Source organism: Paenibacillus sp. DP01 (genome assembly GCF_044784315.1).
GTDB lineage: Bacteria > Bacillota > Bacilli > Paenibacillales > Paenibacillaceae > Paenibacillus > Paenibacillus polymyxa.
This window is the reverse complement of sequence record NZ_CP173059.1, coordinates 36,130-60,270: the sequence shown is the minus strand read 5'-3', so window position 1 is coordinate 60,270 and position 24,141 is coordinate 36,130. Positions and strand designations below refer to the sequence as shown.

Here is a 24,141-nt window from a genome sequence, read left to right as displayed (position 1 = left end):
ATTAGCTGGTGTAGATTTCCGGCTTTAAAATCCCTATGTATGGGAGGTTCCGGTAGTGCTCGGCATAGTCCAGACCATAGCCGACAACAAACGCATCCGGAAGTGTAAATCCGGTGTAATCAGCTTCAAGATTAACTGTCCGGCGTGCAGGCTTGTCGAACAAAGTTACGACACATACCGAATTGGCATTACGATTCTTAAGCAATTCAATCAAATGTGTCAGTGTCAGACCACTGTCGATAATATCTTCGACAATCAGAACATCGCGTCCTTCTACGGAAGCGTCCAAATCTTTGATGATTTTAACGACGCCTGATGATTTGGTGGATACTCCATAACTAGATACAGCCATGAAATCAAGTTCCAACGGCACTGTAATGGATTTAACCAAATCGGCCATAAAGATAAACGCACCCTTCAGCACGCAAATCACCAATGGATTTTTCCCTTCATATTTCACGCTAAGCTGTGCGCCTAATTCCTTGATTTTACTCTGGATTTCTTCTTCACTGATCAATACTTCCTGAATATCATTTTGCAACGGTGTAAACCTCCTAAGTTTATACTATGAAAGCCGTTCCTGCGCAATTACCGGTGCCCCGGACTCTCTCGTCTTTGCCATGACATATATATAACCGAAGACGTGTGCTTTTGCACCGCAGCATGTACAGAACGTCGTACGCCCGGAATCCAGAGAACAACTCCAGAATGGTCGCAGACGATGGGAATAACGGAACGCATTGAAGGAGGTATTTTTTCATCAATAAAAATATCTTTAACCTTTTTTCTTCCGTTTAATCCCATTACATACATGGTATCTCCAGGTAATCGCGAGCGTACAGTCAACGGCAGAGTCAATTCATCTGCGTCGAACCATGCTTCTTCCTCATTCGCCGGATGTTGTCCATCCAAATAGGAAGCTCTTTGCCACCGGAGTATACCACCCGCTTCAGGCAACTCAAGCTCACCGGAAATAGGCAATACGCTCAGTCCATAGCTCCATTCACCCATAACGACTTGCGTACGGTCAAACAAAACCGCCTGGTCATATTCGCGGACTCCAACCGCACCGCCGCCCAAGTCCAAGCTCCATGTAGAAGTTGTCTCCTGGAGAAGTCTTAGTCGAACGGTCTCAATTTTACGAAAATCAAAATTTCCACTGTCCGAAGGCAGATAATTTAATATTAGTTTAATCAACCTCCGTTGTAAAGCAACGGATAGCTTACGGTATGATGCGATGGAAAACATGTACCTGCCATTATTGAAATGCACCATTTTCTCGTATACCGACAGTGTAGCTGCCTCCATAAAATCATTTTCGTCAGCCATCGTTTCGGCCAGCCGGTTCAGGGACGGTGTCAGTTGCTCATTATATTGCCCCAAAAAAGGAAGCACATCCATACGGATGGCATTACGACGGTATTTGGTCGATAAATTAGTGCTGTCTGTCACATAGGAAAGACCATAAAAGTTACAATACTCAATCAAGTCAGCCTTGTACATACGAAGCAGCGGGCGAATGAGTTGCACATTTTTTTCGGTGCGTGCCAAACGCATACCCGCCAAACCCGCCGGTCCGCTACCGCGCAGCAAGTGCAAGAGGACTGTTTCCGCTTGATCATCGCCATGGTGAGCCATAGCAATATGCTGTGCCTCCCACTTCGTAGCCGTATCATGTAAAAAGCTGTACCGTAGCTCACGGGCCGCTTCCTGTGGACCCTTGCCGCTTTCCTTTATATAAGCGGGTGCATCAACCCGGATCATTTCAAATGGAAGCTTGAGCTTTCGGGCAATATTGCGTACCTCTTCAGCCTCCGCATCCGATTCCTCTGGCCTGAAGCCATGATGAACATGAGCGCAGACAAGTTGTAATGGCATATGTATAACGGATATTTCATGTAAAATGTGCAAAAGGGCCACCGAATCCGGTCCGCCGGATACAGCAACCACAATGCGGTCTCCGGGGCTCCACAGGGAATGTTCTCGCGCCAAAGCGAGCACTTCCTGTACAACACCGGTCGGTTTTGTTGTTCCCATTCACGACCCTCTTTTCTCCCGACCGTAAAAATGATGATCCTATGTTATCTTATGTAAGTCATGCTGCTACCTTAACGCAATCCAGAGCGCTCCAGCAAGCAGCAAAAGCGATACCGTGAAAGCATATCCCAACCAGCGTGGATTTCCTCTTTTGACAGATGATTGCCTGACATGCGCGGAAGCCAGACGCGACCAAGCTCGGGCCGCTGCACGAGTATCGGAATATTCGCCACGTACTGCACCCAGCAGCCATTCGGCGTAGGGGCGTAATACACGACTGCGACGAATAATGACTGTCAATTCTGCCGTATTACGTAGCTGCGGCAGCCTACTCGCAGCCGCCTTTAACGATTCGCTCTCCAATATATGAACCGTTAAAAGAGCAAAGGCAAACAGATCATACTGGGGATCAGCATTTCGGCTACCAGCATTCCAAAATCCCCTATCGTACCATTCTGTAAATTGTTTAACACTCCGACCTGCAAGGGACACGCCACCATAATCAATCAACTCAGCCTCTCCATAGGCATTGACCAATATATTTTGAGGCTTCAGGTCGCCAAACACCCATCCTGCCTGATGGAGATCGGCCAGACGATTCAGTATGCCAGTCCCAGCCACACCATACCATTCAGACCCTTTGGCTGCCACAAATTTATGAAGCGGATCTCCTTTAACGTATCGCATAACATAAAAGGGGATCTCCCCATTGCGTAACACTACATCATCCACTTCAAACAAGAAGGAAGGATTCCCATTCCGCTGGAGGGCAGCCTGAGTCCCTTGAGACTGTAATGTGGTCAGCACATTAATCTCCGATTGCAGATCAAGCGTGTTCTTTCCCATTTTGAGAGCAAATTGCCGATCGGCCTGTGCTTCTTTTACCAAATATACAGTTCCGTTCGCTCCCCGGCCCAGCAAGCGCTGGATGACATAGCTACTCCGCTTCCACTTGCCCTTGATGACCGTTCCGGGTGCAAGAACGGGATCAGACGACGTAGTCACCGAGCATCCCTTCTCCTTTGCCATAGGATTCTTCCAGATCTTTCTGTTCCCCTAGTGTAACATATCGGTAATAATCAATCACTTGTAAAATGGCTGGTCCTGTCGGTGTCGCTCCTTTCATCCGCAAGCGTCCGAATATCGATTTGATCTGGTCTAGCTCAGAGGTCCACCCGATATCCATGACTGCGTCTTCTCCCATTCGTCCACCCGGAAAATGAAATACAGATATACGGCTGAGTCCGCTTCTGGACTGTAAACTGAGCAGCAAATCGCGGATACTATCCTCTACAGCAGGCAGCTTAGGCTTCATGCTTGCACTTGCATCAATGAGTAAAGCAATTTCCAGAGGGCTTGTTTCTGTCAGTTCATCCATTACCTCAACTACCTGGGCTCGTTTGGCCGGAGGCAGTTCACCGATATGCCGGGCGCCGCCCTCACCCAAAATGTGCGTTAACTCTCTATTAACCGCCTGCTGAATCGTTTGAACCACTGTTTTGCGCGTCATCATTTGCATGGTTTGTGCCAACTGCTTCGTACCGACGATTTGGCTAAACCCTCCCCCTGCTTTAGCAATTTCCTGAATCTCTGCGCTCCCAAGCTCGCCGATGGTTCCATAATCTATGACTCCGGCGACATTCACTGTAATTCCCTCACGTAAAGCTTGGGCAGCCGCCATCACTGGGCTAACCCCTACGTTAGAGCATCCATCTGTAATGATCAAAATTTGCTTCATCGCTTTTTGACCTCCGCTTCCTCTTAATCTATTCCGATAGATTCTATCTTTGCCTAATCCGGAACGATTCAAACGAAGGATGCGGATTTTTAAAAATGAATAAGCAATTTCCCGGGCAATGTCAGTCTAGCTCACCGTCCGCGGACGTTCCAACCACCTCATGCCAGGTACATGAAGGGTGGCCCACTCTGGGCGAAAGTGATCAATTTTACTAACAACTACAGTCATATCATCATAGATTTGATTTTGTTGATATCGAATAACCCGTTCTAGCAAACAGTCGGCCAGTTCCTGCGGGTCCTCACTTTCAATCTCTTGAATCATGCGTTTCATCCATATTTCTTTATTGACTGCATAACCCGGTGAATCGTATATACCGTCTGTTATCATAATGAGAATATCTCCTGGCTGGAGTTGCAGTGACACCAAATCAACTTCGATATCCTGTATAATGCCAATCGGTAAATTGCTGGCAGATACGGGAATGACCTCCTCCCCTCTTTTAATAAAGCTCGGTGTAGATCCAATCTTCATAAAGGTTGTCCGGGCCGTATACTGATCAATCAGCGCCATATCCACCGTAGCATACATTTCCTCAGGTGATCGGAGCATCAGGACAGAGTTAACCGACTTGATCGCTAATTTTTCGTCCATACCTGATTGTAGTAGTTCTTCCAAAATGTTAAGTGCTGCACTGCTCTCTTGCTGCGCACGCTCTCCGTTCCCCATACCGTCACTTAAAGAGACTGCGAAAGTCCCATTCCCTAACTCCATCATGCTATAACTGTCTCCTGAGAAGAAATCGCCTCCTTTGGCCGCACTAGCTACTCCTGTAGCAATCTCATACGTTTTAGCAGAGCCGAACATGACTGTAGCCAAGCCTTGGCGGCGATCTGCCGCCGTTTCGCGCATGACAGCTATATGCTCGTCCAGTATGTCCGACAGCAGTGGAGCAATGATTTTCCGACATTCATCAAATCCCCTTGTATAGGCATGGACAATCTCTATTTCAACCTGACCTGCATCCAGGCTAATAATCTCAATGGATTGGATGGACAAGCCGAGTCGATCAAGAGCCTCTCGGATTTGCTCTTCCTGCCGATGCATGGTCTGCCCTTCTCGCTGAATTTCCCGCGCTAAATCCTCCATAATTTGCGATACACCGGATAGCTGGTCAGCAACAAGCTGACGACTATCGTATACTTGGCGCTTCCACTGCATATTATGTTGGTAGAGACTATACTGCTGCTTCATTACCTGCAGGACAGCGCCCGTCTTGGCACATGCCTTGCTCCATTGTGGCGGCATCTGCTCCGGCTCCAAATCAGGATTATCCTCAATGGCGCTCATCATTTCCGTCATATACTGATGGGTTTGCATAAACTTGCCGTCCCAGCACTGCTCGCACTTAAAGCAAGAGGCACAGGTTCCTTCCGCCACCGCATTCATAAAGTGTTCCATTTCTCCGTCCGGTTTTGCTCCCTCACTCGCAGATATCTGATGGAAGCTGCGCGATAGCTGGCTGAATACACGGGAAAATTTCGTCACCCGCTCGGCAGTGAGATCACGAACTCTTTTGGCATATTCATGCTGGGACTTGGCGTGATCCTGCGTACCAGGGACATAGGTAGAAACCGCTTTAAAGAAACTTTTTGGAGTCATTAAAAATAATAGAATTGCCGCGCAGCTCTCCCAAGTTGATGTCAACACGTCCCCAGTCCCATCCAAATAGATCGTCAAAATGGAGGAGCCCAACAGCATGCCAAGGGCCACTGCACCTTTTCTCCCTTCACGCAGCATTCCTGCCAGCAAACCTGCAAAAGCAAGTAGACTCATCTGCACAATTGCGGACATATTGGCCAGGCTTAAAATTAAACCGGTAATCACACCGACCGAAGCACCCAACGAAGCACCTCCCACCAAAGCAAACACCAAGACCAAATATCGTGAAAGCACATGATCGACAGACAGTGAATGAACGGTCCATCCTACTGCTCCCGTCATCACAGAGGCTAATAGAATAATCAGACACAAAATTTCTTCGTTCTTCAATTGGCTTGCCTTCTTGCGGTACGTAAACAGCGGTATGGCCTGTGTGAACACCAATGTAAGCATAAAACTGAGCACCGCATCCGTTCCCACAATGACAAGCTCATACCATGTAAAAGCCGGAGCCATCACGGCGTTAAATAAATTGACCATAAACACAGACAAGAAGACCATAAGCGGGGCATAGGATAATTCCAGACGATCGAAGGTACGTAGCCCGCGATACAGGAGATAAAATACGATTAGCTCACCACCAATCATGAACAACGATGGGTAAGGAGCTAACAGGCTGCCTAGCACAACGGATACAGCTACAGGCAGCATTAGATCACGCCGAAGGAACGTAATGACCGCAAAATAAGCGAGGGCAAAAGGAGAAAGCTCGTCCAAAATAGTGGCGCGTCCCAGTAGAACTCCCATAGCTGACAATAGCAGCATCCATCTTTGCGCGGTTACCCATTGCACCATTTTATGTGAATCGAGCCGTTTCTTGAGTCTGGAAGGCCAACCTTCCGTACGCTCTTTGGATTTGGACTTTCTAGATTTTAACCCCGGAAAATGTACCACGTTCCATTTCTCCATCATGCGTCAGGCACCCCATTCATCAATTTGATGTTCCCATCTTAAACCGGAACGATTGAGAAAGTTTGTCAGAACCTCACGTCTTATTCCAAGAAATTTCCGACAAAAAAACGTGCCGCGCGAAAGGACAGAGCATTCCCCTGTACTTCAAGCTACGCCCGTATGGAAGCGGATGGAAGTTGTCTCTCTCTACGCTTTGGGCGACCTCTCTATGTCAGTCATCCTGATACCAAATCTAGCGATTTGCACAGAAGATAGACGGAAAACCGTTGGAGTTTGTCGGACGATTATGTCCACACGACAAAAAAAACATCCAACATTTCAGTAGATGCTTCTTCTCTTCTTCATAAAACTACTAATCTTAAAAATGTGCCCGTACAACTCCACCCAAACATATTGCCCGTAGCCACGACTTGTCGCATCTCTTGTCGGTAGAACGCAAAAAAACCGTAGCAGTCTTTCGACTGTACGGTTTTCCGTGTATGGTTGATACGGTTGTCAAAGTGAATTAAACACGCTTCGCGCCGCGTCCTCCGCGTTTACCTTCGGTGTTCTTTTTCAGCGACGAAATGCGTTCCTCACTATCTTTCAGGAAGCGTGACATTTTATCCTCAAATGAAGGTTTACCCGGTGCAGGCTTGAAAGAACGGCCTCCACGATCGCGGTTGAAACCACCACCGCGTCCCTGACTTGGACCTGAACCTCCGCCGCCAAAACGGTCTCCTCCGCCTGGTCCTCCTGTACGCTCCGGTCTTGGAGCTCTTGGGGGACGGGCTTCACTTGCCGGCTTATCAATCGTTTGCTTAATGGAAAGTCCGATTTTGCCATCTTTGTCAACATTAATGACTTTCACCGTCACAACATCATTAATCTTCAGGTGGTCGTTAACATCCTTAACATAATTATCGGCGATTTCCGAGATGTGAACGAGACCCGTGACACCTCCAGACAAATCCACAAATGCTCCAAAATGCGTGATGCCTGTCACTTTGCCCTCTAACTTGGTGCCCACTTCAATTGCCATAGAATAAAATGATCCTCCCTTAAAATATACAACCGATTTTTTTGCAAAAAAATCCCGCTGTGGTGATTTGATTATACAAAATGGCGGAACCAAGGTCAACTAAGCATTGGCCCGATATGATTCTATTTTTGATCTCCGATGATTGGCGTCTCTTCCGGTTTGTAAAGACCGTACTTGCTTCTAGCAATTTCTCCAATGTACTCAGGGTCCTTGAGACGATTCACTTCGGTTTGAAGCTGTTGTTCCGTTTGTGTAGCAGCTTGCTTCTGTTTTTCCTTCTGGGTGAGCTGTTCACTTCGATCGGCCATGATCATGCCTTGAGAAAAAAAGGTGAATATGGCCCAACTACCAAAGGCGGCAAGCGATAGCAACCAAATCATGATTCGCCTGCGCCCGCCCGCATTGGACTTGGACGTAGGAGATGAATGGCGATCTACAGACGAATTACGCATGATACTACCCCCTTCCAAACCATCTTTTTGCTGTATTTTTCAGTCTGATACCTAGCTTTATGAGCGGATCTGGCGTCTTCCAGCGCGCTATAAGCGGACGGATCAACCATAGAATCGGCTTCCAAACCGGCATCAGGATGTATATCAGCATCCTTCCTAGGAACACAATAAGTGCCCATGTCCATCCGACCAGCTTGCGTAACAGCCGATACAGCGCTAACACCGGAAGAACAATCAGGATGCGCAGTATGCTGTTCACGATCAACGTCAGTCTGCGAACGATCTCTATTAACATTACCACAAAACGTTGGGTTGTAACACTAAAGGCCCAAAAATAGAGCCAAACCCCCAAAAGTAGTCCTAAAAAGACATAAAACCGCAGCTCACCGCGATTACTCGCGTACAGCACACGGAAAATAAACAAAGCCGAGGCCACCCAATACAGCACGTCCAACATATGAACACTCCAACGGGCAAAATGAAAGCGGATTGACAGCACCCGGTAGCTGTCAAATACCACTCCCATCGCTATGCCCGACAATAGCATCCACGTCAATGTCAGCCATTGTGTGTAAGGGTTCATTTGAAGAGCTTGCCGAATAGGCTTTTTCCGTTTTTGGCCGGGGCCCCAGGCTCCAGGTAGACGAGGGAAGTAATCAGACCTTCAATGGACAGCAGCCCCTCTTCCAGACTGAGGTTTTTGATATGTAAATGTTGTCCGCGAATGGTGAGATGGCCCAGCTCGGTCTGAAGCAAAAACTCTTCACTGTCAAAGCTCTCCACATTGCTGACGCCTGAAATGTCGAGCTGCTTGCGGCTTTGCATGCGCAGATCATGGTGCTTGGACTTCCCTTGTTCAATCATGGCATGTACCCCTCCTTCTGTTCTTAGCTTATGAAGGGGTGGGCATGATTTAGAACCGCATTGGTTATTCACGAGCATATATTAGACGAAAGCTCATTATCCAAAAGAAAAAAGCATCCCTTCATAAAATATGAAGGAATGCTTCTATGTACAACGTTATGAGAAAATCAGATGTCTGCTTACCAGTTCAAACCGTTGTCCCTGGCAATAGGCTCTTCCTTTACCAAAGTGTACATACTTGCAGCCTCGTCCTTGCGTGTAGTGTCGGCGAGCCGTTCCACTCGCACGGTCACCAGCTTCTGGCCAAATTGGACGGTAATTTCATCGCCCACTTTGACCGCACTGCTCGGCTTGGCTTCGCGTCCATTCACCAGCACTCTCCCTTGTTCAGAGACGTCCTTGGCTACTGTACGACGCTTAATCAGCCGCGAGACTTTCAAGAATTTATCAAGACGCATTAGTTAACGGCTTCTTTAAGCTTATTACCGGCTTTAAAAGCAGGAACGGTCGATTCTGGAATTTCAATCGTGTTGCCGGTTTGTGGATTGCGGCCTGTACGGCTAGAACGCTTGCGCGTTTCGAAAGTACCAAAGCCGATCAGTTGTACTTTGTCGCCACTCGCAAGTGCATCTGTAATTTCACCAAGTACGCCATTCAATACAGCTTCAACGTCACGTTTGCTCAAACCGCTTTTGCTGGAAATATTGTTGATCAGATCTGTCTTGTTCATAAGATAAAAGCCTCCTAAATGTCAAAAAATAATCATCACGCTACATATCCATAAATGGAGCAGACGTGAGGTCCAACTGTGGCCGTAGCCTTTCTGAATACTACTGTAACATGTTAACTATAGGCTACAGTTATTTTCAGAATTATTACAAGTTATTCGGGCTTGTCCTTAAAAATCCTGCAATGACAGGCGTTTTTTATTCGACCCCCAGTTAAGCCAACATCCTACTACAAAACTCTGCCCATTGGCAAGTCTGCTCAAGCTGGGCGTGTTTTCAACCCTGCTTATGTCTCATTTTACTGGCCCATACAGCCAAAGATCAAATCTATGGAGTCAATTTCTGTCAAGGAGCTTTTTCGCTTCCTGCCAGTAGGTCTCCATTTCATCTACGCTGCTGTCTTCGGGGCGGCGTCCCTGCTCGCGTAACTTCTGCTCAATATACTGGAAACGGCTCACAAATTTGCGATTAGTGGCTGACAGCGCCTCCTCTGGATCTACTTCCATGAACCGGGCTGCATTCACGGCAACAAATAACACATCGCCCAACTCCAGCAACTGAGCTTCCACGGAATGCCCTTCCCGAACCGCTTCCTTCAACTCAGCCACTTCTTCGTCCAGTTTATCAAATACGCCTTCAATGCTATCCCAGTTAAAGCCTACTTTAGCTGCCTTTTTCTGGAGCTTGTACGATTTCATAAGAGCAGGTAGATCACGGGGAACCCCATCCAGCACGGAAGGGTCTGCTGCCGTTGTGCCTTTAAGTCGTTTTTCCTCAGCCTTCATCTGTTCCCAGTTTTGCAGCGCCTCTTCCGCATCATTCGCTTGATTATCACCGAACACATGCGGGTGACGGAAAATAAGCTTATCGTTCAGCCCTTGGATCACATCATAGACATTGAAGGTTCCGACTTCCTCTTCCATTTGGGCATGCAGCAAAATTTGTAACAACAGATCGCCGAGCTCTTCCTTCATATGCTCAGGATCATCCTCATCTATAGTTTCAATGACCTCATACGTTTCCTCGATCAGATTTTTGCGGATCGATTGATGTGTCTGTTCGCGATCCCATGGACAGCCTTCTGGACTGCGCAAAATATCGACAATCTCATGTAGACGGTCAAAAGAACGCCGTTTCAGCGCCTCATCCTCACTGCGAGGTATGTACACCAAGGATAGGTTCCCGTAGCCCTCTACTCGATCCAGCTCGTACAGCGGCACCTTGTGGACTGCTTCCTCACCTTCTACCCCAAGCGCGTGGCCGACATACACCTCATAATCGTCAGGATACCGCTCCATTAAGCACAGCTTCACATCGGAAGCCGTAAAGGTGTCATATACCTGTCCGATCAGCGTGTGCAACTGAGGCTGGAGCCAGCTTGCATCCAGTGTACCTGCATCCAACAGCTGGAAACCCTCAATCGGATCAAAACCAAGACGCACAAAAGCCTCATCCAGGAAACTTTCGCCCCCCAAGATGTTTAGTTCAATCCCTTGCGCAGGACAACGCTCCTTGAGCAACTGCACCGCTGCTTCCGCCACCATCGGGTGACCGGGAACCGCATAGACGATTTCGCTTCCGTCTGCCGCCTTAGCAGCTGTTGCCATCAATTGACTGGTAATTTCCTCGTATACCTCTGGAAAAGATTCCTTTGTCTCATATACCGCATCAAATGACTCAAAGGCCACTTCAAACTCATCCAGCACTTGAACCGCCGGATGTTCCTTGGTTCGCAGATATAGCGCTGAAGCCCCCCGCATTTTGTTCAATATCCCTATCGTAAGCTGATCGGGATCTCCCGAGCCCAGACCTACGATCGTTAATGTTACGCTCATATCCAATCCTCCGTTCCGCAAAAGCAGGATTCATGCTCGGAAAAAACACCCGGCGCAATCCAATCCAGCTTCCGCTTCCTTTGCTTTGGCATTTACTATACCACAAAGTTGTATAGGCTCATAAAATGGCTTGCGCAGCTGTCGCGCGGCAAGTCGTATAACCCCGGCTAAGCCAGTACACGCAGTCTGCGCAGCACGGCTGCCAGCGGTCGTCCGAGCTTGGGCACTGCCACAAGCTCGGCTTCCGTGATCAACCTCAAGCGTGCGAGGCCGATCACGAACACCACAGCGCCTGCAGTTACTCCCAGCAGGCTCTCCGCCGCTGCCGTGGCACGACCTCCGGCAGCCCATCCCAAGGCACCCAGCACAGCACTGGTGCCCCACATCGCCGCCCCGGCTGCACCAGCCAAGGCGACAAGCAATGCCGCCGGTTTGAGTACACTGGCGGACCAGCTCCCGCGCAGCCCCACCAAGCGGGCCAGCAGCGCGATGTTGATCACTGCCGCCAGCAGATAGGCGACAGCCCCCGCAATGGCGGCACCAGCCGTGCCTAGCTGCGGCACGAGCAGCCAGTTTAGCAGCGCCTTGGCTGCCGCGGCCGCGAGCATCGCCAGAGCTGGCGCACGAACCGCGCCAAGCCCTTGCAGTAGCGCAGCCGAGATGATGCTGAGCGTACCTCCTACGGCAGTCAGCGCCATCCAGCGCATCACCGTGCTGCCGGTGTCGTCTGCATACAGCATCACATTGACGGGCACGGCCAGCACGATCAAACCTGTCGCAGCGGCTAGTCCCAACAGCCAAAACCAGCGCAGCGATTGCTCGCACTGACGACGTGCCAACTCCGTACCTCCGGTTACCCGAGCCTCAGCCAGCGAGGGTATGAACAATGCCGACAATGTGGTGGCAAACATCATGACCAGCTGTACTAGCGGAAGCCCCCGGTTATACACGCCGAAGGCCACCATAACCGCCGTATCGTCCAAGCCCTCCTGCTTTAACAAGCGAGGGACGGTAAATGTATCTACCAGGTTAATTAACGGAACGGCTAGCGCTCCAAGGCAAACAGGCAAGGCATAACGTAGCAGCGCCTTTAGCAAAGCGCCGTTGCTTTCCGTTGGGTGAAGCTCACCAGTCTGGGCTTGCACTGTTGTCATCGCCATCTCTTGCCGCCTAAGTCTCTTTCTGTGACCTCGCCAATACAACAGCATGATCACCAAGCCCGCTGCTCCGCCTGCTGCTGAGCCAAACACTGCTCCAGCGGCTATCATATCCGCCCCTGCTCCTTGTGACAGCATGAACAGCAACAATATGATCATCACGCTTACCCGTATCGCCTGCTCCGTCACTTGGGAGACCGCCGTTGGAATCATATTTTGCAAACCTTGAAAATAGCCTCTCAGTCCCGCCATAACCGGCACGAACAAGAAGGCAACCGCCGCCGCCCTCACCGACGGAATGACGTGAACATTGTCGATCCACTGGCCGATTAGCGGCGCACACGTATACATCAGCAGCCCCAGAATCAATCCGAATATGCCCAGTACAAGCGAAGATAGCAGGGCAACACGTTGCCCTGCTGCCCGGTTCCCCACAGCCTCATACTCAGCTACAAATTTGGATACAGCCACCGGGAATCCAGCAGCTGCAATGGTAATGAACAGCGTATAAAAAGGATAAACCGTATTATAAATGCCAAACACGCCGTCGCCGCCAATATTTTGCAGTGGGATTTTTTGCAATGTGCCGATCAGCTTGCTTGCTACCGCTGCCATTGTCAAAATGACAGCACCCCGTAGCAGCCGCGAAGCGGCGCGATTTTCCTGCATTCTCCGTCTCCACTCCCACCTGGATAAGCATTTTTACGAGTCCTATTATACCGTCTCTTCTCCCGGAAAGAAAAAAATCCCTGTACGACGTTGAACGGCTTTGTCCGTTCTGTACGTCATACAGGGGTGAAACGGGGTGTTACTGTTCCATTTGTTTGCCCAGGAAGCCAGCGGCTGTTTCAGCCATCTTGACCTCCATTTCGGACATTTTTACATTTTCATCCTTGTTCAACAATATAACAGATCCGATGGGATCACCACCCGAAACAATGGGAGCCGTCACAAAGGACGAGAGTGTTTCTTCGTGGTCTCGCGTCAGCTCATAAGAGCCGCTGGCTGTCTCCAGCACAGTCTTGCGATTATCCATGCTACCTTCGATAATGCTACCGATTTGCTTGTCCAAAAACTCTTTTTTCGAGCCTCCAGCCACCGTAATAATGGTGTCACGATCGGTAATCATCGTAATATGGCCTGTGCTTTCAAACAGGGACTCAGCATATTCTTTGGCGAAATCACCAAGTTCACCAATGGGTGAATACTTTTTCAAAATGACTTCTCCGTCACGATCCACAAAAATCTCAAGCGGATCTCCTTCACGAATTCTCAAGGTGCGGCGAATCTCCTTTGGAATAACTACCCGCCCAAGATCATCAATACGGCGAACTATACCAGTAGCTTTCATTTCACATGTTGCCCCACTTTCTCAAGAAGAATTTAGTAAACTACTGACGGTATCGAAAGACGCTTCCACTCCCCCAGAAGCGGTCACGAAGAACGTCGCGGTCATGGTGTTTATGGTGATATCTGACCATAGTATTCATCTGTTCCCAATTCCTTATGCATGTTCAGTTATTTACCTTCGTTTGCAACCCCATCTTTGGCTGTTCCAGCCTTGCTATCGCCCGTACCGCTTGTTGTTCCGCTCGGTGTAGTTGTGCTGCCCGCACCGGACGTTGCACCACTTTTCTCTTGCGTAGCAGGTGCCTTCGGCAGATTGATTTTCAAATCAAGCTTCGCCAAATCATTTTCGGTAAAGTTTTGGATACTTTCTCCAGCCAATTTATTTTTCAGGGCAGCCTTCTCGTTGTCCTTCAATTTATCAAATGTTGGATCATTGCGGGACTCCACTTTGATCACGTGATATCCGTATTCTGTTTCCACAGGCTCACCAATTTTGTTAATCGGTTGAGTTTCGGCAGCCTCTTTAAAAGCAGGTACCCATTGTGCTACGGACGCATTCTCATACAGCCCCCCATTAGATGCGGAACCTGGGTCTTCCGAATACTTCTTGGCAATCGTCGCAAAATCCGCTCCACCGTCCAGCTTCGTCTTTACTTCTTTGGCGAGCTTGAGAGTAGCCTCTTTTGTGCGCTGTTTCTTAGTTTTTGGATCTTCGAAATTAATCAATACATGGCGCACGGTTGCTGTCGTGAATTGATCTTTATTTTTCTCAAATTCCTGTTTCAGCTGATCATCCGTTACTTTATTGGTTTCGCTGTTGATTACCGTCATGACACGCGTGAAGTAATCTTTCACACCTTGTTCGGTCAGCTTCTGATCACTCAGAAATGTCTTAAACTTATCTTCGCCGACCGACTTTTTATACTGCTCCAACTGCTCGTTCCCTTGTTTGGCGCCCTCTTCCTTGGCTTTATCGTCCGCTTTGGCCGCCAAAAGCTTGTACACTACTTCCTGCTTTACAATTTGCTCACGTACCTGATCAGAAGCTAAAGCAGCCTCATACTCTGGGTACAGAAATTTCATCATGCTGATTTCTTGGTTGAACTCATTTTCGGTAATCGTTCCACCCTTATAGGTCACGACAACCTTGCTGTTGTCTTTCGGCTCATCCTTGACCTTATTCTCATCCGCTTGCTTTGTACATGCTGCCAGCACCGATATAGCTAGCAACGCTGCCATGCCCAAGGAGAGCATTCTCCAAGGTTTTCTTTTATTTAGTTGTGGCATTTTGCAGTTCCTCCTTCAATGTGAATGCTTCTTTCAATGCACTCAAAAATTGCTCCAGCAGTTCTAGCAACTGTGGATCATTTAGACCTTTGCCCTTTATGCGTGCGCTCATAGAAGTGCCCTGTTCAAATTGTACACGTCTTTCAAAGCGATTGCCAATCTCGGCAAGTTTGGCCGTCTGAACCGCGTGCTGACGACCTTCATGGAATTTCAGCACTATATTGTCATCCCGCTGCACAATGGACTCGATTCCATACATCCGTCCATATACTTTAAGGCGAGCCACGGCAAGCAAATGACGAACAGCCTCTGGCAGATCGCCAAATCGGTCGACCAGTTCGTCCTCCAGTTCGGAAGCCTCATCAAAGGTACTGACCGCTGCAACCTTCTTATAAATCTCAATCTTCTGGATGCTGTCATAAATATAATCTCCCGGCAGGTAAGCATCGACACCCAAATCAATCGATGTACTCCAATTCCGGTTGGATTGATCCTCTTCTCCAAGCACACTGACTTTACGTTTGTTGATTTCCTCAGCCAGCATTTGCGAGTAAAGGTCAAAACCAACGGAAGCGATGAATCCGTGCTGCTCGGCGCCAAGTAAGTTACCCGCTCCGCGGATGGACAAATCACGCATTGCAATCTTGAACCCAGAACCCAACTCCGTAAATTCTTTGATAGACTGAAGCCGCTTCTCCGCCACCTCTGTAAGCACCTTATCTCGCTGGTACGTGAAATAAGCATAGGCAATCCGATTGGAACGGCCTACACGCCCACGCAGCTGATAAAGCTGGGAGAGCCCCATTTTATCAGCATCATGCACAATGAGTGTATTCACATTGGGGATATCCACACCGGTTTCGATAATGCTCGTGCTAACCAGTACATCATATTCACCATCTAGGAAATCCAAAATGGTTTTCTCCAGTTCCGTTTCAGACATCTGTCCGTGACCTACGCCCACCTTGGCGTCTGGGACAAGTGCATTGATCTCGGCAGCCATCTCCTGAATCCCCTGTACGCGATTATACAGGTAGTACACCTGTCCTCCACGTGCCATCTCGCGTTCAATAGCCTCGCGAACTAGAGTCTGGCTATGCTCAACTACATAGGTCTGCACTGGAAAACGGTTTTCTGGTGGCGTCTCAATAACTGACAAATCACGTACACCCAGCATGGACATATGCAGCGTACGGGGAATAGGTGTAGCCGTTAGTGTCAACACGTCTACATTCGTTTTCAGTTTTTTCAGCTTTTCTTTGTGCGTTACGCCAAAACGTTGCTCTTCATCGACAATAAGCAGCCCCAGATCCTTGAACACCAGATCCTGGGAAAGTAGACGGTGAGTACCAATGACAATATCCACCGTACCTTGTCGAACTCCCTTGGTCGTCTCATTCTGCTCTTTGCGCGAGCGGAAACGGCTCAATACCTGAATATTGAACGGATACCCGGAAAAGCGCTCACGGAAAGTCTCATAGTGCTGTTGTGCCAAAATCGTCGTCGGTACCAACACAGCCACTTGTTTGCCCTCAATAGCAGACTTAAAAGCAGCACGAATAGCCACCTCAGTCTTGCCGTAGCCTACGTCACCGCACAGCAAACGATCCATCGGACGACTCTGCTCCATGTCCTTTTTAATTTCTTCAATAGCCCGAATCTGGTCACGTGTCTCATCATACGGGAACATATCCTCAAATTCCTGCTGTTCTGGTGAATCCTTTTCAAAAGCAAAGCCTGGTGCTGACTGTCTTTCCGCATATAGCTTGATCAAGTCATCTGCGATGTCCTGAACCGAGCTGCGCACCTTACTTTTAACACGTGTCCACTCATTGCCGCCCAGTTTGTAAATCTTGGGTTCCTTGTCCTCGGAGCCCACATACTTCTGAATCAGATCAATTTGTTCAATCGGTACAGACAGCTTATCTCCGCCCGCATAGAGGACATGCATGTAATCCTTATGGATACCGCCAACCTCCAGCGTACCGATTCCCATGTACTTCCCGATTCCGTGATTTTGGTGTACGACATAATCGCCCACCTTCAGCTCGCTATAGCTCTTAATCCGCTCTGCATTGTCTACATGTCGCCCCTGCTTACGTGCTTTCCGCTGCTTCTGGGAGAACATCTCACCTTCGGTAATCACTGCCAGATGAATAGACGGCATCTCAAAACCGCTTTGCAGATTACCAATCGCCATCGTCGGCTCATCAATACCGTAGTCTTGAAGCACTCGCCGCATCCGATCCAGACGTTCATCTCCGCTCGCCAGCATCATAACCTGTGTGCCTGCCTTGCGCCAACGATCCATCTCTGCCTTGAGTACATTCATTTGACCGTGGAAATCCTGCATGCCACGGCAGATGAAATTCAAAATATTTTGCGGCTGTGTATGCGGAACCTGGCGAAGAAAGATCGACAGGAACAGCGTTTGAAATCTCCGATTATACAGCAGATTATCCGAGTTATCCGATAGCTCCAGTTGCGGTAGAGTTTTACCGTTTTGAAGCAAATGCAAATTCCATTCAGACTCATCCCGCTCTAGCTGCCTGGCTGTTTCTAGCATCCGTGCTGGTTCATCAATGATTAGAATCGTATCTTCCGGCATATAATCAGCCAAGGTTTTGCGTTCAGGATACAGCAGGGAGATATATTTATAGATTTCGTCAAAATACACATGCTCCCGCAGCAGCTCAATTTCACGATGAATTTCCTCTTTCAGATGCTGCTTAGCCTGACGATCTGTCATTTTGTCCAGCTGTTCCTCCAACAACAGAGCAGCGGCATCAGCAGCTTGATCCATACGCTGGTGGCTTGCAATAACTTCCTTACATGGCGTTACAGTAACTTCCTGTACCTTTTCCACCGAACGCTGATCTTGCGGATCAAACATACGGATGGAGTCAATTTCATCATCAAACAACTCCACACGATATCCCCATCGGGTTGTCATTGGATAAAAATCAACAATTCCCCCGCGTACACTCATCTCCCCGCGGGATTCAACACGCTCTACACGCTGGTATCCCATCTCCACCATATGCAGCAAAAATGCTTCCAGCTGAATCGTTTCTCCCTCTTTCAGCTCAACACGAGCCTCACGCCATGTTTCCGGGATTGGTAGTAGACGCCGGACTCCAGAAAACGGCACGACAACAACCCCACGAAAACCCTGGGCACATCGGATCAATACATCAATTCGTTGGGATAACGTCTCTGGACTGGATATGGCTGCTTCAGCAGCTACCAACTCGTTAGCTGGATACAATAAAACCTGATCAGGAGAAAGCGCTTCCTGCAAATCATCTGCTATCTTTTGAGCGGCAAACATATTGTGCGTCATGACCATTAACGGTCGTCCAGTATCTTCAGCAAGTGCGGCCATCAGGACCTGTCTTGAAGAGCCTGACAAGCCTGATATCAGCTGTTCCTTCATGCCTGAGGAAATACCTGCCGCAATGGATGCATAATCAGCATCCTTCGTAAAAGCCTGAATAAGTGCTTGTAACAAAAAAGGCACCCCTTTATGCTTATAAATAGTTACATGTAAACCGAAAAAGAAGCCTCAGCAATGCTGCCAAGGCTCCATAAGCGGAATTGCCGCTTCACCTCTCAAGCTGGTACATCAGACCAGTTGAATACCTGTTATTGGAGCGGGTTTACGAGCAGACTCAGCTCCGGATTATTCTCCAGTGCCTGACTGCAATGCTCGCAAATGACCTTAACGGTCACCTCACCACCCGAATTATACGCTATTATATCTCTACGTTCAGCAGGGGTCAAGGAATGGAAGCCCAACCTTTCTTCGGTTATTGCAGCGGAGTCAATTCGCCCTAAGAAAGTTCGACAATGTCTGCATACATAATTAACAACCATGTAATGTATATGCCTCCTGAAAGTTTTCTATACCTTTCAGTATGTCCAACAATCTTCCATTTAAGCCCGTCTACCTACGTCAGAACTTACTTGTTGAATTCAGCCATCGTCCGCTCAAACGGATGATTTAGACTGTATTCTAAAGCGTTGCACGTATCTTCTATCATTCCGGTCAATAGTTCCTTTTCCTTCTTTGGAAAGGTGCCCAAAACATAATCGACAATAGCATGTCCAGGCTCTGGGCGGGAAATGCCCATGCGAATCCGGTTGAAGGATTGCGTCCCTGTATGCTGAATGATCGATTTAATGCCATTATGACCGCCTGCGCTACCTTGATAACGCAGTCTTATTTTACCGAGCTCTGTATCCAGATCATCGTAAACGACAATCAGATCTTCCATATCGGCCTTATAGTAGTCCATGTATGCACGTAGAGACTCACCTGAGAGATTCATATATGTCATAGGCTTAATCAATACCGTTTTCACGCCACCAATGTGCCCCTCACCAATTAATGCCTTACATTTGCTTTGGGTAATCTGGATATTATGGCGTGAGGCAAGTGCATCTAAGGCCATAAATCCGACATTATGTCTCGTTTTCTCGTATTGGGGACCGGGGTTGCCCAATCCTACAATCCACTTCATTAGCCTTGACACCTCTTTCGAAGTCTTGATTTTTTGGTAAAATAGTTTTAGTGAACAGGAAGGTGCGTGCCGATATGCTCAATCAAGGTGATATCCTCTTATATGACAGCCATTTTCTATATCATTTAAAACATTCCGTTCCTGTCCAAATTTATGACGGGAATGTACATGTTCAAATTGGCATCGTTGCGCGTTTTAATGAGCATTTCGTCGAAATCGAGGACACACTATACAATCGTCAACGCTTCACATTCATATCTCGGCCAGGCTTTTAGCCTGACATGCTGATAGGGGTTACCTTTTCCATATGGAAAAAGCAACCCCTTTTTTAATGAGCCAGCGCTTATTCGATTTCAAACAGTTTGCTGATCGACAATTCTTCATGCACACGGATGATGGCTTCTCCCATTAATGGAGCCACAGACAGTACCTTCAGCTTGCTTGTCGGATTTGGGTGAACGATCGGGATCGTATCCGTCACAACCACCTCTTTTAATGGCGAATTCTCCAGTCTTTCCATCGCAGGACCGGACAGCACGGCATGTGTGCAACATGCATACACATCTTTTACGCCGCCTTCTTTAAGCGCATTTGCACCCAATACAATCGTTCCGGCTGTATCAATGATATCATCAATTAAAATAGCCGTCTTACCCTCAATGTTCCCGATGATATTCATCACTTCACTGACATTTGGCTCTGGACGACGCTTATCAATAATAGCGAGCGGCGCACTCAGGAAGTCCGCCAGCTTGCGCGCACGAACAACCCCACCATGATCGGGTGAAACGACAATCGGGTTCTCAATTTGCTTGGAACGGAAATATTGGGCCAGAATTGGCGCTCCCAGCATATGATCAACTGGAATATCAAAGAATCCCTGAATCTGCATCGCATGCAAATCCATACTGATTACGCGGTGAGCCCCCGCCTTTTCAATCAAGTTAGCGACAAGTTTCGCCGTGATTGGATCACGCGAACGAGCCTTACGATCCTGACGAGCATAACCGTAATATGGCATAACAACATTGATACTTTTGGCAGAAGCGCGTTTAAGTGCATCAATCATAACCAATAACTCCATCAAGTTGTCGTTAACTGGCAGACAAGTGGACTGTACAATATACACATGGCAGCCGCGAACACTTTCCGACAGCTTAACCTGAATTTCACCGTCACTAAACGATGTGGTATGGGATTCCCCCATTGGGATTCCGATGTAGTCCGCAATCTGGTGGGCTAACTTCGGATTGGAGTTACAAGTAAATATTTTGAGTTTGGAATCGCAATAAGTCATTAATAGAAACCCTCCGTGCTGGTTCATTCATTACAGATTCAACCGCTTGCTGATTAAGGTCATTCCGATCTTTTTTTCTTTGCTTTGGCACGCGCGCGGATTTTGTCCGCATATCCGGCTTTGTTCTCTTGACGTGGTCTGGCAATGGCCAGGTCGTTATCAGGGACAGCATGTGTTACAGTGGAGCCTGCGACAACATAAGCACCTTTTCCAATCTTAATCGGGGCGATCAGATTCACATTGCTGCCAATAAAGGCATCGTCTTCAATTTCTGTAATGGATTTATTATATCCATCATAATTAACCGTTATTGCCCCGCAGCCAATATTTACGTTTGTACCCACCTTGGCATCACCGACATAGCTCAAATGAGACACCTTGGAATGATCTCCAATGGTCGCATTTTTCACCTCTACAAAATCACCAATCTTCACATGTTCGCCAAGCTTCGCGCCTGGACGCAGATAAGCAAACGGACCTACAGATGTACTGCTTCCCACTTCCGCTTCGTTCAACACCGAATGTTTCACTGTTGCTCCTGAGTGGATAATCGTATTCTGGATCTCTGCCTGCGGACCAATCACACAATCTTCTCCGATTTGTGTTTGACCATGCAGCCATGTATTTGGGTACAACACTGTATCGGAACCAATGACAACATCGCTTCCGATGTAGGTAGAAGACGGATCAATGACGGTGACACCATTCAGCATATGTTTGCGAACGATACGCTCGCGCATATAGCCTTCAGCAACCGACAAAGCAACTCTGTCGTTTACACCGATAGATTCCGACACGTCATCTGTCAAATACGCCTCAACCTTCTCACCTTCGCCATGCAAAATACCAATGACATCGGTCAGGTAGTATTCCTGCTGTGCATTGGCATTCGTTACCTTGTCCAGCGCTGCAAATAACTTAGCATTGTCAAAACAATACGTTCCTGTGTTAATCTCACGGACAGCATCTTCCTCAGGTGAACAATCCTTCTGTTCCACGATCTTAAGCACGGCCCCGGAAGTATCACGAATAACTCGTCCATATCCTTTCGGGTCGTCCAACTCGGCGGTCAGAATCGTTGCAGCCGCTCCGCGGCTTTCGTGCAGTTGCACCAAACCTTCCAGCGTTTCCGCTGTGATCAAAGGAGTATCTCCACAGATGACAATTGTGGTGCCCTGATCCTGACCGAGCAGATCCTTGGCTTGCTTGACAGCATGGCCCGTTCCCAGTTGCTCTGCCTGAAGCGCATATTCTGCCGACGGTCCCAAATAAGACTGTACCGCCTCTGCTCCGTGACCCACGACGACTACACTGCGGGACACACCGATTGCACGAACCGTGTCGAGCACATGTCCGACCATCGGTTTTCCGCACACCGGATGCAGAACTTTATATAATTTGGATTTCATACGTTTTCCCTGCCCTGCGGCAAGAATGACTGCCAACCTTTCCAACAAGTCCAACCTCCTATCCTGAAAATAACAGTTACCCCTCGGCTAAAACGTTAATTCCCAGATCAGATTTTGCTTAACTTTTCACAATCCTCCTGAAAAATAACGGCGAACCTTTGGTTAATGGCTATTTTTTCAGGCCAGCTTGTGCTGGACGTTCATCCCCAGGACGCATCGCTGCCTAGTCCCTGTCTTATGAAAAAGCCGCTTCGGCAGCCCGGATGGCTCCAAGTTGCCTTAAAACTGACTGTTAACTCACTAAAGAATATATCTCATTCCAGACAAAAAGAAAAGAGAGCCACAGTTAGTGGCTCTCTTTTTCTTTTGTACCCCAATCCTGCTTTAGGCGAATTAAGCGCCTTCTTCAATAGCAACTTCTTCATCAACAGCTGCACGTTCGTACTCAGTCAATACAGCAGCTTGAATCTTTTCACGAGTTCCTGAAGATATCGGGTGAGCGATATCGCGAAACTCTCCGTCAGGGGTTCGTTTGCTTGGCATAGCTACGAACATCCCGTTGTTACCGTCGATAACTCGGATGTCATGAACAACAAACTCGTTATCAATTGTAATGGATGCAATCGCCTTCATTCTTCCTTCTGAGTTCACTCGGCGGAGTCTAACATCCGTAATCTGCATGTGTGTTTCACCACCTTTTTCCAAATAGGACTTGGTGTATACATTCCACACAGCATTTCGAATTCCTTCTTTTTTTGGACAATTCGTATCCTAAATTCAGGTAATTTTTTTGAAAAGATTTCTTTTCGACATATTTAGGTATTTTATGATGAATTGTGACAATTTACTGCCCTGTTAACTCATCAAAATAATTACCCAGCTTGACTGTAATTTGCTTGCTTCGAGAATCGACTGCAGTCAGATTTGCCAGTGAAATATAATCGTGCAACAGGCGCTCTTCATTCTCCACCTCGCCCGACTCTACCAGCACACCGACACCAGCTACCTCAGCATCAAACTCTGCTAACAAGTCGACCATTCCTTGTATCGTGCCGCCAGCCTTCATAAAGTCATCTACGATGAGCACACGCGATTTCTCACGCATTGCACGTCTGGATAAAGACATCGTATGCAGGCTCTTTTGTGATCCAGAAACATAATTAATACTTACAGCTGAGCCTTCTGTCACCTGATGGTCACGTCGTACAAGCACGACTGGCAAATTAAGCTGTGCTCCGGTTGCATATGCAAGCGGAATGCCCTTCGTCTCTACAGTCATAACCACATCAATCTGACGATCGGCAAAAGCGGTCGCAAATATTTTACCTGCTTCGTTCATCATCGCTGGTTGGCCCAGCAAATCGGATAAATATAGGTACCCTCCCGGTAATATGCGATCAGGCTGCTCCAGCTGCGCGCACAAGTCGTTCGCAAACGCAAGCGCATGCTGCTTGGAGAGCCGTGGGATCAACTTGACGCCCCCTGCTGCTCCCGCCAGTGTCAGAAGCTCGCCAGTACCCTCATCCTCAAATACTTCTTTGATAATAGCTAGATCCTCGCTTATCGACGACTTAGCTGCTCCGTATCGATCTGCAAAATGAGTAAGAGGCACCAATGTATGCGGCCGTGACAACAAAAATTGTGTCATTTCCACCAATCGTGAGCTTCTTTTAAGTTTTTTCACAACAATTCCTCGCGATCTATTCTCCTGCCGCCCGCTTCGTACAATAAAGCACCGGCGGACTGGCCGGTTGCTGGCGGAATGTAAGTGATATAGTAAAATCCGAATATTTAATAGTAAATATATCA

The 24,141-nt window shown here is 48.0% G+C and carries 23 protein-coding genes; 1 reads left to right on the top strand and 22 read right to left on the bottom strand.

Annotated features, from left to right (window positions below):
• Position 1: 1 nt before the first annotated feature.
• The 18 genes from hpt to pth all read right to left on the bottom strand — a co-directional run bounded on the left by hpt (position 2) and on the right by pth (position 19,626).
• A complete protein-coding gene (gene hpt, locus ACH59B_RS00285) occupies positions 2-541 on the bottom strand; it encodes a hypoxanthine phosphoribosyltransferase (RefSeq protein WP_013368693.1) in 540 nt (179 codons plus the stop codon).
• A gap of 47 nt (positions 542-588) precedes the next feature.
• Entirely contained in the window at positions 589-2,037 is a 1,449-nt protein-coding gene (tilS, locus tag ACH59B_RS00280; RefSeq protein ID WP_222821989.1) for a tRNA lysidine(34) synthetase TilS, read from the bottom strand.
• Between the two features lie 66 nt (positions 2,038-2,103).
• Positions 2,104-3,042: a protein kinase domain-containing protein gene (locus ACH59B_RS00275; RefSeq protein WP_016818909.1), complete on the bottom strand. Its 939-nt coding sequence runs from the start codon at positions 3,040-3,042 to the stop codon at positions 2,104-2,106.
• Entirely contained in the window at positions 3,026-3,775 is a 750-nt protein-coding gene (locus ACH59B_RS00270; protein WP_016818910.1) for a vWA domain-containing protein, read from the bottom strand. The genes ACH59B_RS00275 and ACH59B_RS00270 overlap by 17 nt, the downstream gene beginning before the upstream one ends.
• Before the next feature lie 126 nt (positions 3,776-3,901).
• A complete protein-coding gene (spoIIE, locus tag ACH59B_RS00265) occupies positions 3,902-6,409 on the bottom strand; it encodes a stage II sporulation protein E (protein ID WP_019685739.1) in 2,508 nt (835 codons plus the stop codon).
• A 505-nt stretch (positions 6,410-6,914) separates the two neighbouring features.
• On the bottom strand, positions 6,915-7,430 hold the full coding sequence (locus tag ACH59B_RS00260) for a S1 domain-containing RNA-binding protein (protein WP_013368688.1): 516 nt from the start codon (positions 7,428-7,430) through the stop codon (positions 6,915-6,917).
• Positions 7,431-7,552: 122 nt separating this feature from the next.
• Positions 7,553-7,882: a septum formation initiator family protein gene (locus ACH59B_RS00255; protein WP_013368687.1), complete on the bottom strand. Its 330-nt coding sequence runs from the start codon at positions 7,880-7,882 to the stop codon at positions 7,553-7,555.
• A 4-nt stretch (positions 7,883-7,886) separates the two neighbouring features.
• The gene (gene yabQ / locus ACH59B_RS00250; protein ID WP_016818912.1) at positions 7,887-8,465 is read right to left on the bottom strand and encodes a spore cortex biosynthesis protein YabQ; all 579 of its coding nucleotides are present in this window, start codon (positions 8,463-8,465) and stop codon (positions 7,887-7,889) included.
• Positions 8,462-8,746 carry a sporulation protein YabP gene (yabP, locus tag ACH59B_RS00245; protein WP_013368685.1) on the bottom strand — a complete coding sequence of 95 codons (285 nt, stop codon included), beginning with the start codon at positions 8,744-8,746 and terminating at the stop codon, positions 8,462-8,464. The genes yabQ and yabP overlap by 4 nt, the downstream gene beginning before the upstream one ends.
• 179 nt (positions 8,747-8,925) lie before the next feature.
• Positions 8,926-9,204 (bottom strand): RNA-binding S4 domain-containing protein, encoded by a 279-nt coding sequence (locus tag ACH59B_RS00240; protein WP_016818913.1) that lies wholly within the window; start codon positions 9,202-9,204, stop codon positions 8,926-8,928.
• Positions 9,204-9,476 (bottom strand): HU family DNA-binding protein, encoded by a 273-nt coding sequence (locus tag ACH59B_RS00235; protein WP_007428028.1) that lies wholly within the window; start codon positions 9,474-9,476, stop codon positions 9,204-9,206. Before ACH59B_RS00235 ends, ACH59B_RS00240 begins: the two co-directional genes overlap by 1 nt.
• Before the next feature lie 333 nt (positions 9,477-9,809).
• Positions 9,810-11,309, bottom strand: a complete 1,500-nt coding sequence (mazG, locus tag ACH59B_RS00230; protein ID WP_031462550.1) for a nucleoside triphosphate pyrophosphohydrolase — start codon at positions 11,307-11,309, stop codon at positions 9,810-9,812.
• Between the two features lie 167 nt (positions 11,310-11,476).
• Positions 11,477-13,135, bottom strand: a complete 1,659-nt coding sequence (locus ACH59B_RS00225) for an oligosaccharide flippase family protein (RefSeq protein ID WP_404303056.1) — start codon at positions 13,133-13,135, stop codon at positions 11,477-11,479.
• 139 nt (positions 13,136-13,274) lie between these two features.
• Entirely contained in the window at positions 13,275-13,817 is a 543-nt protein-coding gene (gene spoVT / locus ACH59B_RS00220; protein ID WP_013368681.1) for a stage V sporulation protein T, read from the bottom strand.
• 167 nt (positions 13,818-13,984) lie between these two features.
• Positions 13,985-15,103, bottom strand: coding sequence for a peptidylprolyl isomerase (locus ACH59B_RS00215; protein WP_016818916.1), 1,119 nt, complete (start codon positions 15,101-15,103; stop codon positions 13,985-13,987).
• Complete coding sequence (mfd, locus tag ACH59B_RS00210; RefSeq protein WP_404303053.1) at positions 15,087-18,614, bottom strand: transcription-repair coupling factor; 3,528 nt, start codon at positions 18,612-18,614, stop codon at positions 15,087-15,089. The genes ACH59B_RS00215 and mfd overlap by 17 nt, the downstream gene beginning before the upstream one ends.
• Positions 18,615-18,748: 134 nt before the next feature.
• Positions 18,749-18,979, bottom strand: coding sequence for an anti-sigma-F factor Fin family protein (locus ACH59B_RS00205; RefSeq protein WP_007428020.1), 231 nt, complete (start codon positions 18,977-18,979; stop codon positions 18,749-18,751).
• Between the two features lie 86 nt (positions 18,980-19,065).
• Positions 19,066-19,626, bottom strand: a complete 561-nt coding sequence (pth, locus tag ACH59B_RS00200; protein ID WP_404303051.1) for an aminoacyl-tRNA hydrolase — start codon at positions 19,624-19,626, stop codon at positions 19,066-19,068.
• Positions 19,627-19,700: 74 nt separating this feature from the next.
• Here pth and ACH59B_RS00195 point away from each other — a divergent pair, with 74 nt between their 5' ends.
• The gene (locus ACH59B_RS00195; RefSeq protein WP_013368676.1) at positions 19,701-19,901 is read left to right on the top strand and encodes a hypothetical protein; all 201 of its coding nucleotides are present in this window, start codon (positions 19,701-19,703) and stop codon (positions 19,899-19,901) included.
• Positions 19,902-19,969: 68 nt separating this feature from the next.
• On the opposite strand, the gene ACH59B_RS00190 is transcribed toward ACH59B_RS00195, so the two are convergent.
• From ACH59B_RS00190 to purR, 4 genes are all read right to left on the bottom strand, one after another.
• Complete coding sequence (locus tag ACH59B_RS00190; protein ID WP_013308125.1) at positions 19,970-20,923, bottom strand: ribose-phosphate diphosphokinase; 954 nt, start codon at positions 20,921-20,923, stop codon at positions 19,970-19,972.
• 59 nt (positions 20,924-20,982) lie between these two features.
• Positions 20,983-22,380, bottom strand: a complete 1,398-nt coding sequence (gene glmU / locus ACH59B_RS00185; RefSeq protein ID WP_019685734.1) for a bifunctional UDP-N-acetylglucosamine diphosphorylase/glucosamine-1-phosphate N-acetyltransferase GlmU — start codon at positions 22,378-22,380, stop codon at positions 20,983-20,985.
• 345 nt (positions 22,381-22,725) lie between these two features.
• Complete coding sequence (gene spoVG, locus ACH59B_RS00180; RefSeq protein WP_007428016.1) at positions 22,726-23,013, bottom strand: septation regulator SpoVG; 288 nt, start codon at positions 23,011-23,013, stop codon at positions 22,726-22,728.
• Between the two features lie 163 nt (positions 23,014-23,176).
• Positions 23,177-24,016, bottom strand: coding sequence for a pur operon repressor (gene purR / locus ACH59B_RS00175; protein WP_013368673.1), 840 nt, complete (start codon positions 24,014-24,016; stop codon positions 23,177-23,179).
• Positions 24,017-24,141: the final 125 nt, after the last annotated feature.

Bases quoted from the DNA above. Each gene is read 5' to 3' on its own strand.
- pth (WP_404303051.1), bottom strand. From the start codon at position 19,626: ATGAAGTGGATTGTAGGATTGGGCAACCCCGGTCCCCAATACGAGAAA.
- spoVG (WP_007428016.1), bottom strand. From the start codon at position 23,013: ATGCAGATTACGGATGTTAGACTCCGCCGAGTGAACTCAGAAGGAAGA.
- ACH59B_RS00255 (WP_013368687.1), bottom strand. From the start codon at position 7,882: ATGCGTAATTCGTCTGTAGATCGCCATTCATCTCCTACGTCCAAGTCC.
- ACH59B_RS00225 (WP_404303056.1), bottom strand. From the start codon at position 13,135: ATGCAGGAAAATCGCGCCGCTTCGCGGCTGCTACGGGGTGCTGTCATT.
- yabQ (WP_016818912.1), bottom strand. From the start codon at position 8,465: ATGAACCCTTACACACAATGGCTGACATTGACGTGGATGCTATTGTCG.
- spoIIE (WP_019685739.1), bottom strand. From the start codon at position 6,409: ATGATGGAGAAATGGAACGTGGTACATTTTCCGGGGTTAAAATCTAGA.
- spoVT (WP_013368681.1), bottom strand. From the start codon at position 13,817: ATGAAAGCTACTGGTATAGTTCGCCGTATTGATGATCTTGGGCGGGTA.
- ACH59B_RS00215 (WP_016818916.1), bottom strand. From the start codon at position 15,103: ATGCCACAACTAAATAAAAGAAAACCTTGGAGAATGCTCTCCTTGGGC.
- ACH59B_RS00260 (WP_013368688.1), bottom strand. From the start codon at position 7,430: ATGGCAATTGAAGTGGGCACCAAGTTAGAGGGCAAAGTGACAGGCATC.
- ACH59B_RS00240 (WP_016818913.1), bottom strand. From the start codon at position 9,204: ATGCGTCTTGATAAATTCTTGAAAGTCTCGCGGCTGATTAAGCGTCGT.
- ACH59B_RS00235 (WP_007428028.1), bottom strand. From the start codon at position 9,476: ATGAACAAGACAGATCTGATCAACAATATTTCCAGCAAAAGCGGTTTG.
- mazG (WP_031462550.1), bottom strand. From the start codon at position 11,309: ATGAGCGTAACATTAACGATCGTAGGTCTGGGCTCGGGAGATCCCGAT.
- ACH59B_RS00190 (WP_013308125.1), bottom strand. From the start codon at position 20,923: ATGACTTATTGCGATTCCAAACTCAAAATATTTACTTGTAACTCCAAT.
- yabP (WP_013368685.1), bottom strand. From the start codon at position 8,746: ATGATTGAACAAGGGAAGTCCAAGCACCATGATCTGCGCATGCAAAGC.
- ACH59B_RS00205 (WP_007428020.1), bottom strand. From the start codon at position 18,979: ATGGTTGTTAATTATGTATGCAGACATTGTCGAACTTTCTTAGGGCGA.
- ACH59B_RS00195 (WP_013368676.1), top strand. From the start codon at position 19,701: ATGCTCAATCAAGGTGATATCCTCTTATATGACAGCCATTTTCTATAT.
- tilS (WP_222821989.1), bottom strand. From the start codon at position 2,037: ATGGGAACAACAAAACCGACCGGTGTTGTACAGGAAGTGCTCGCTTTG.
- ACH59B_RS00270 (WP_016818910.1), bottom strand. From the start codon at position 3,775: ATGAAGCAAATTTTGATCATTACAGATGGATGCTCTAACGTAGGGGTT.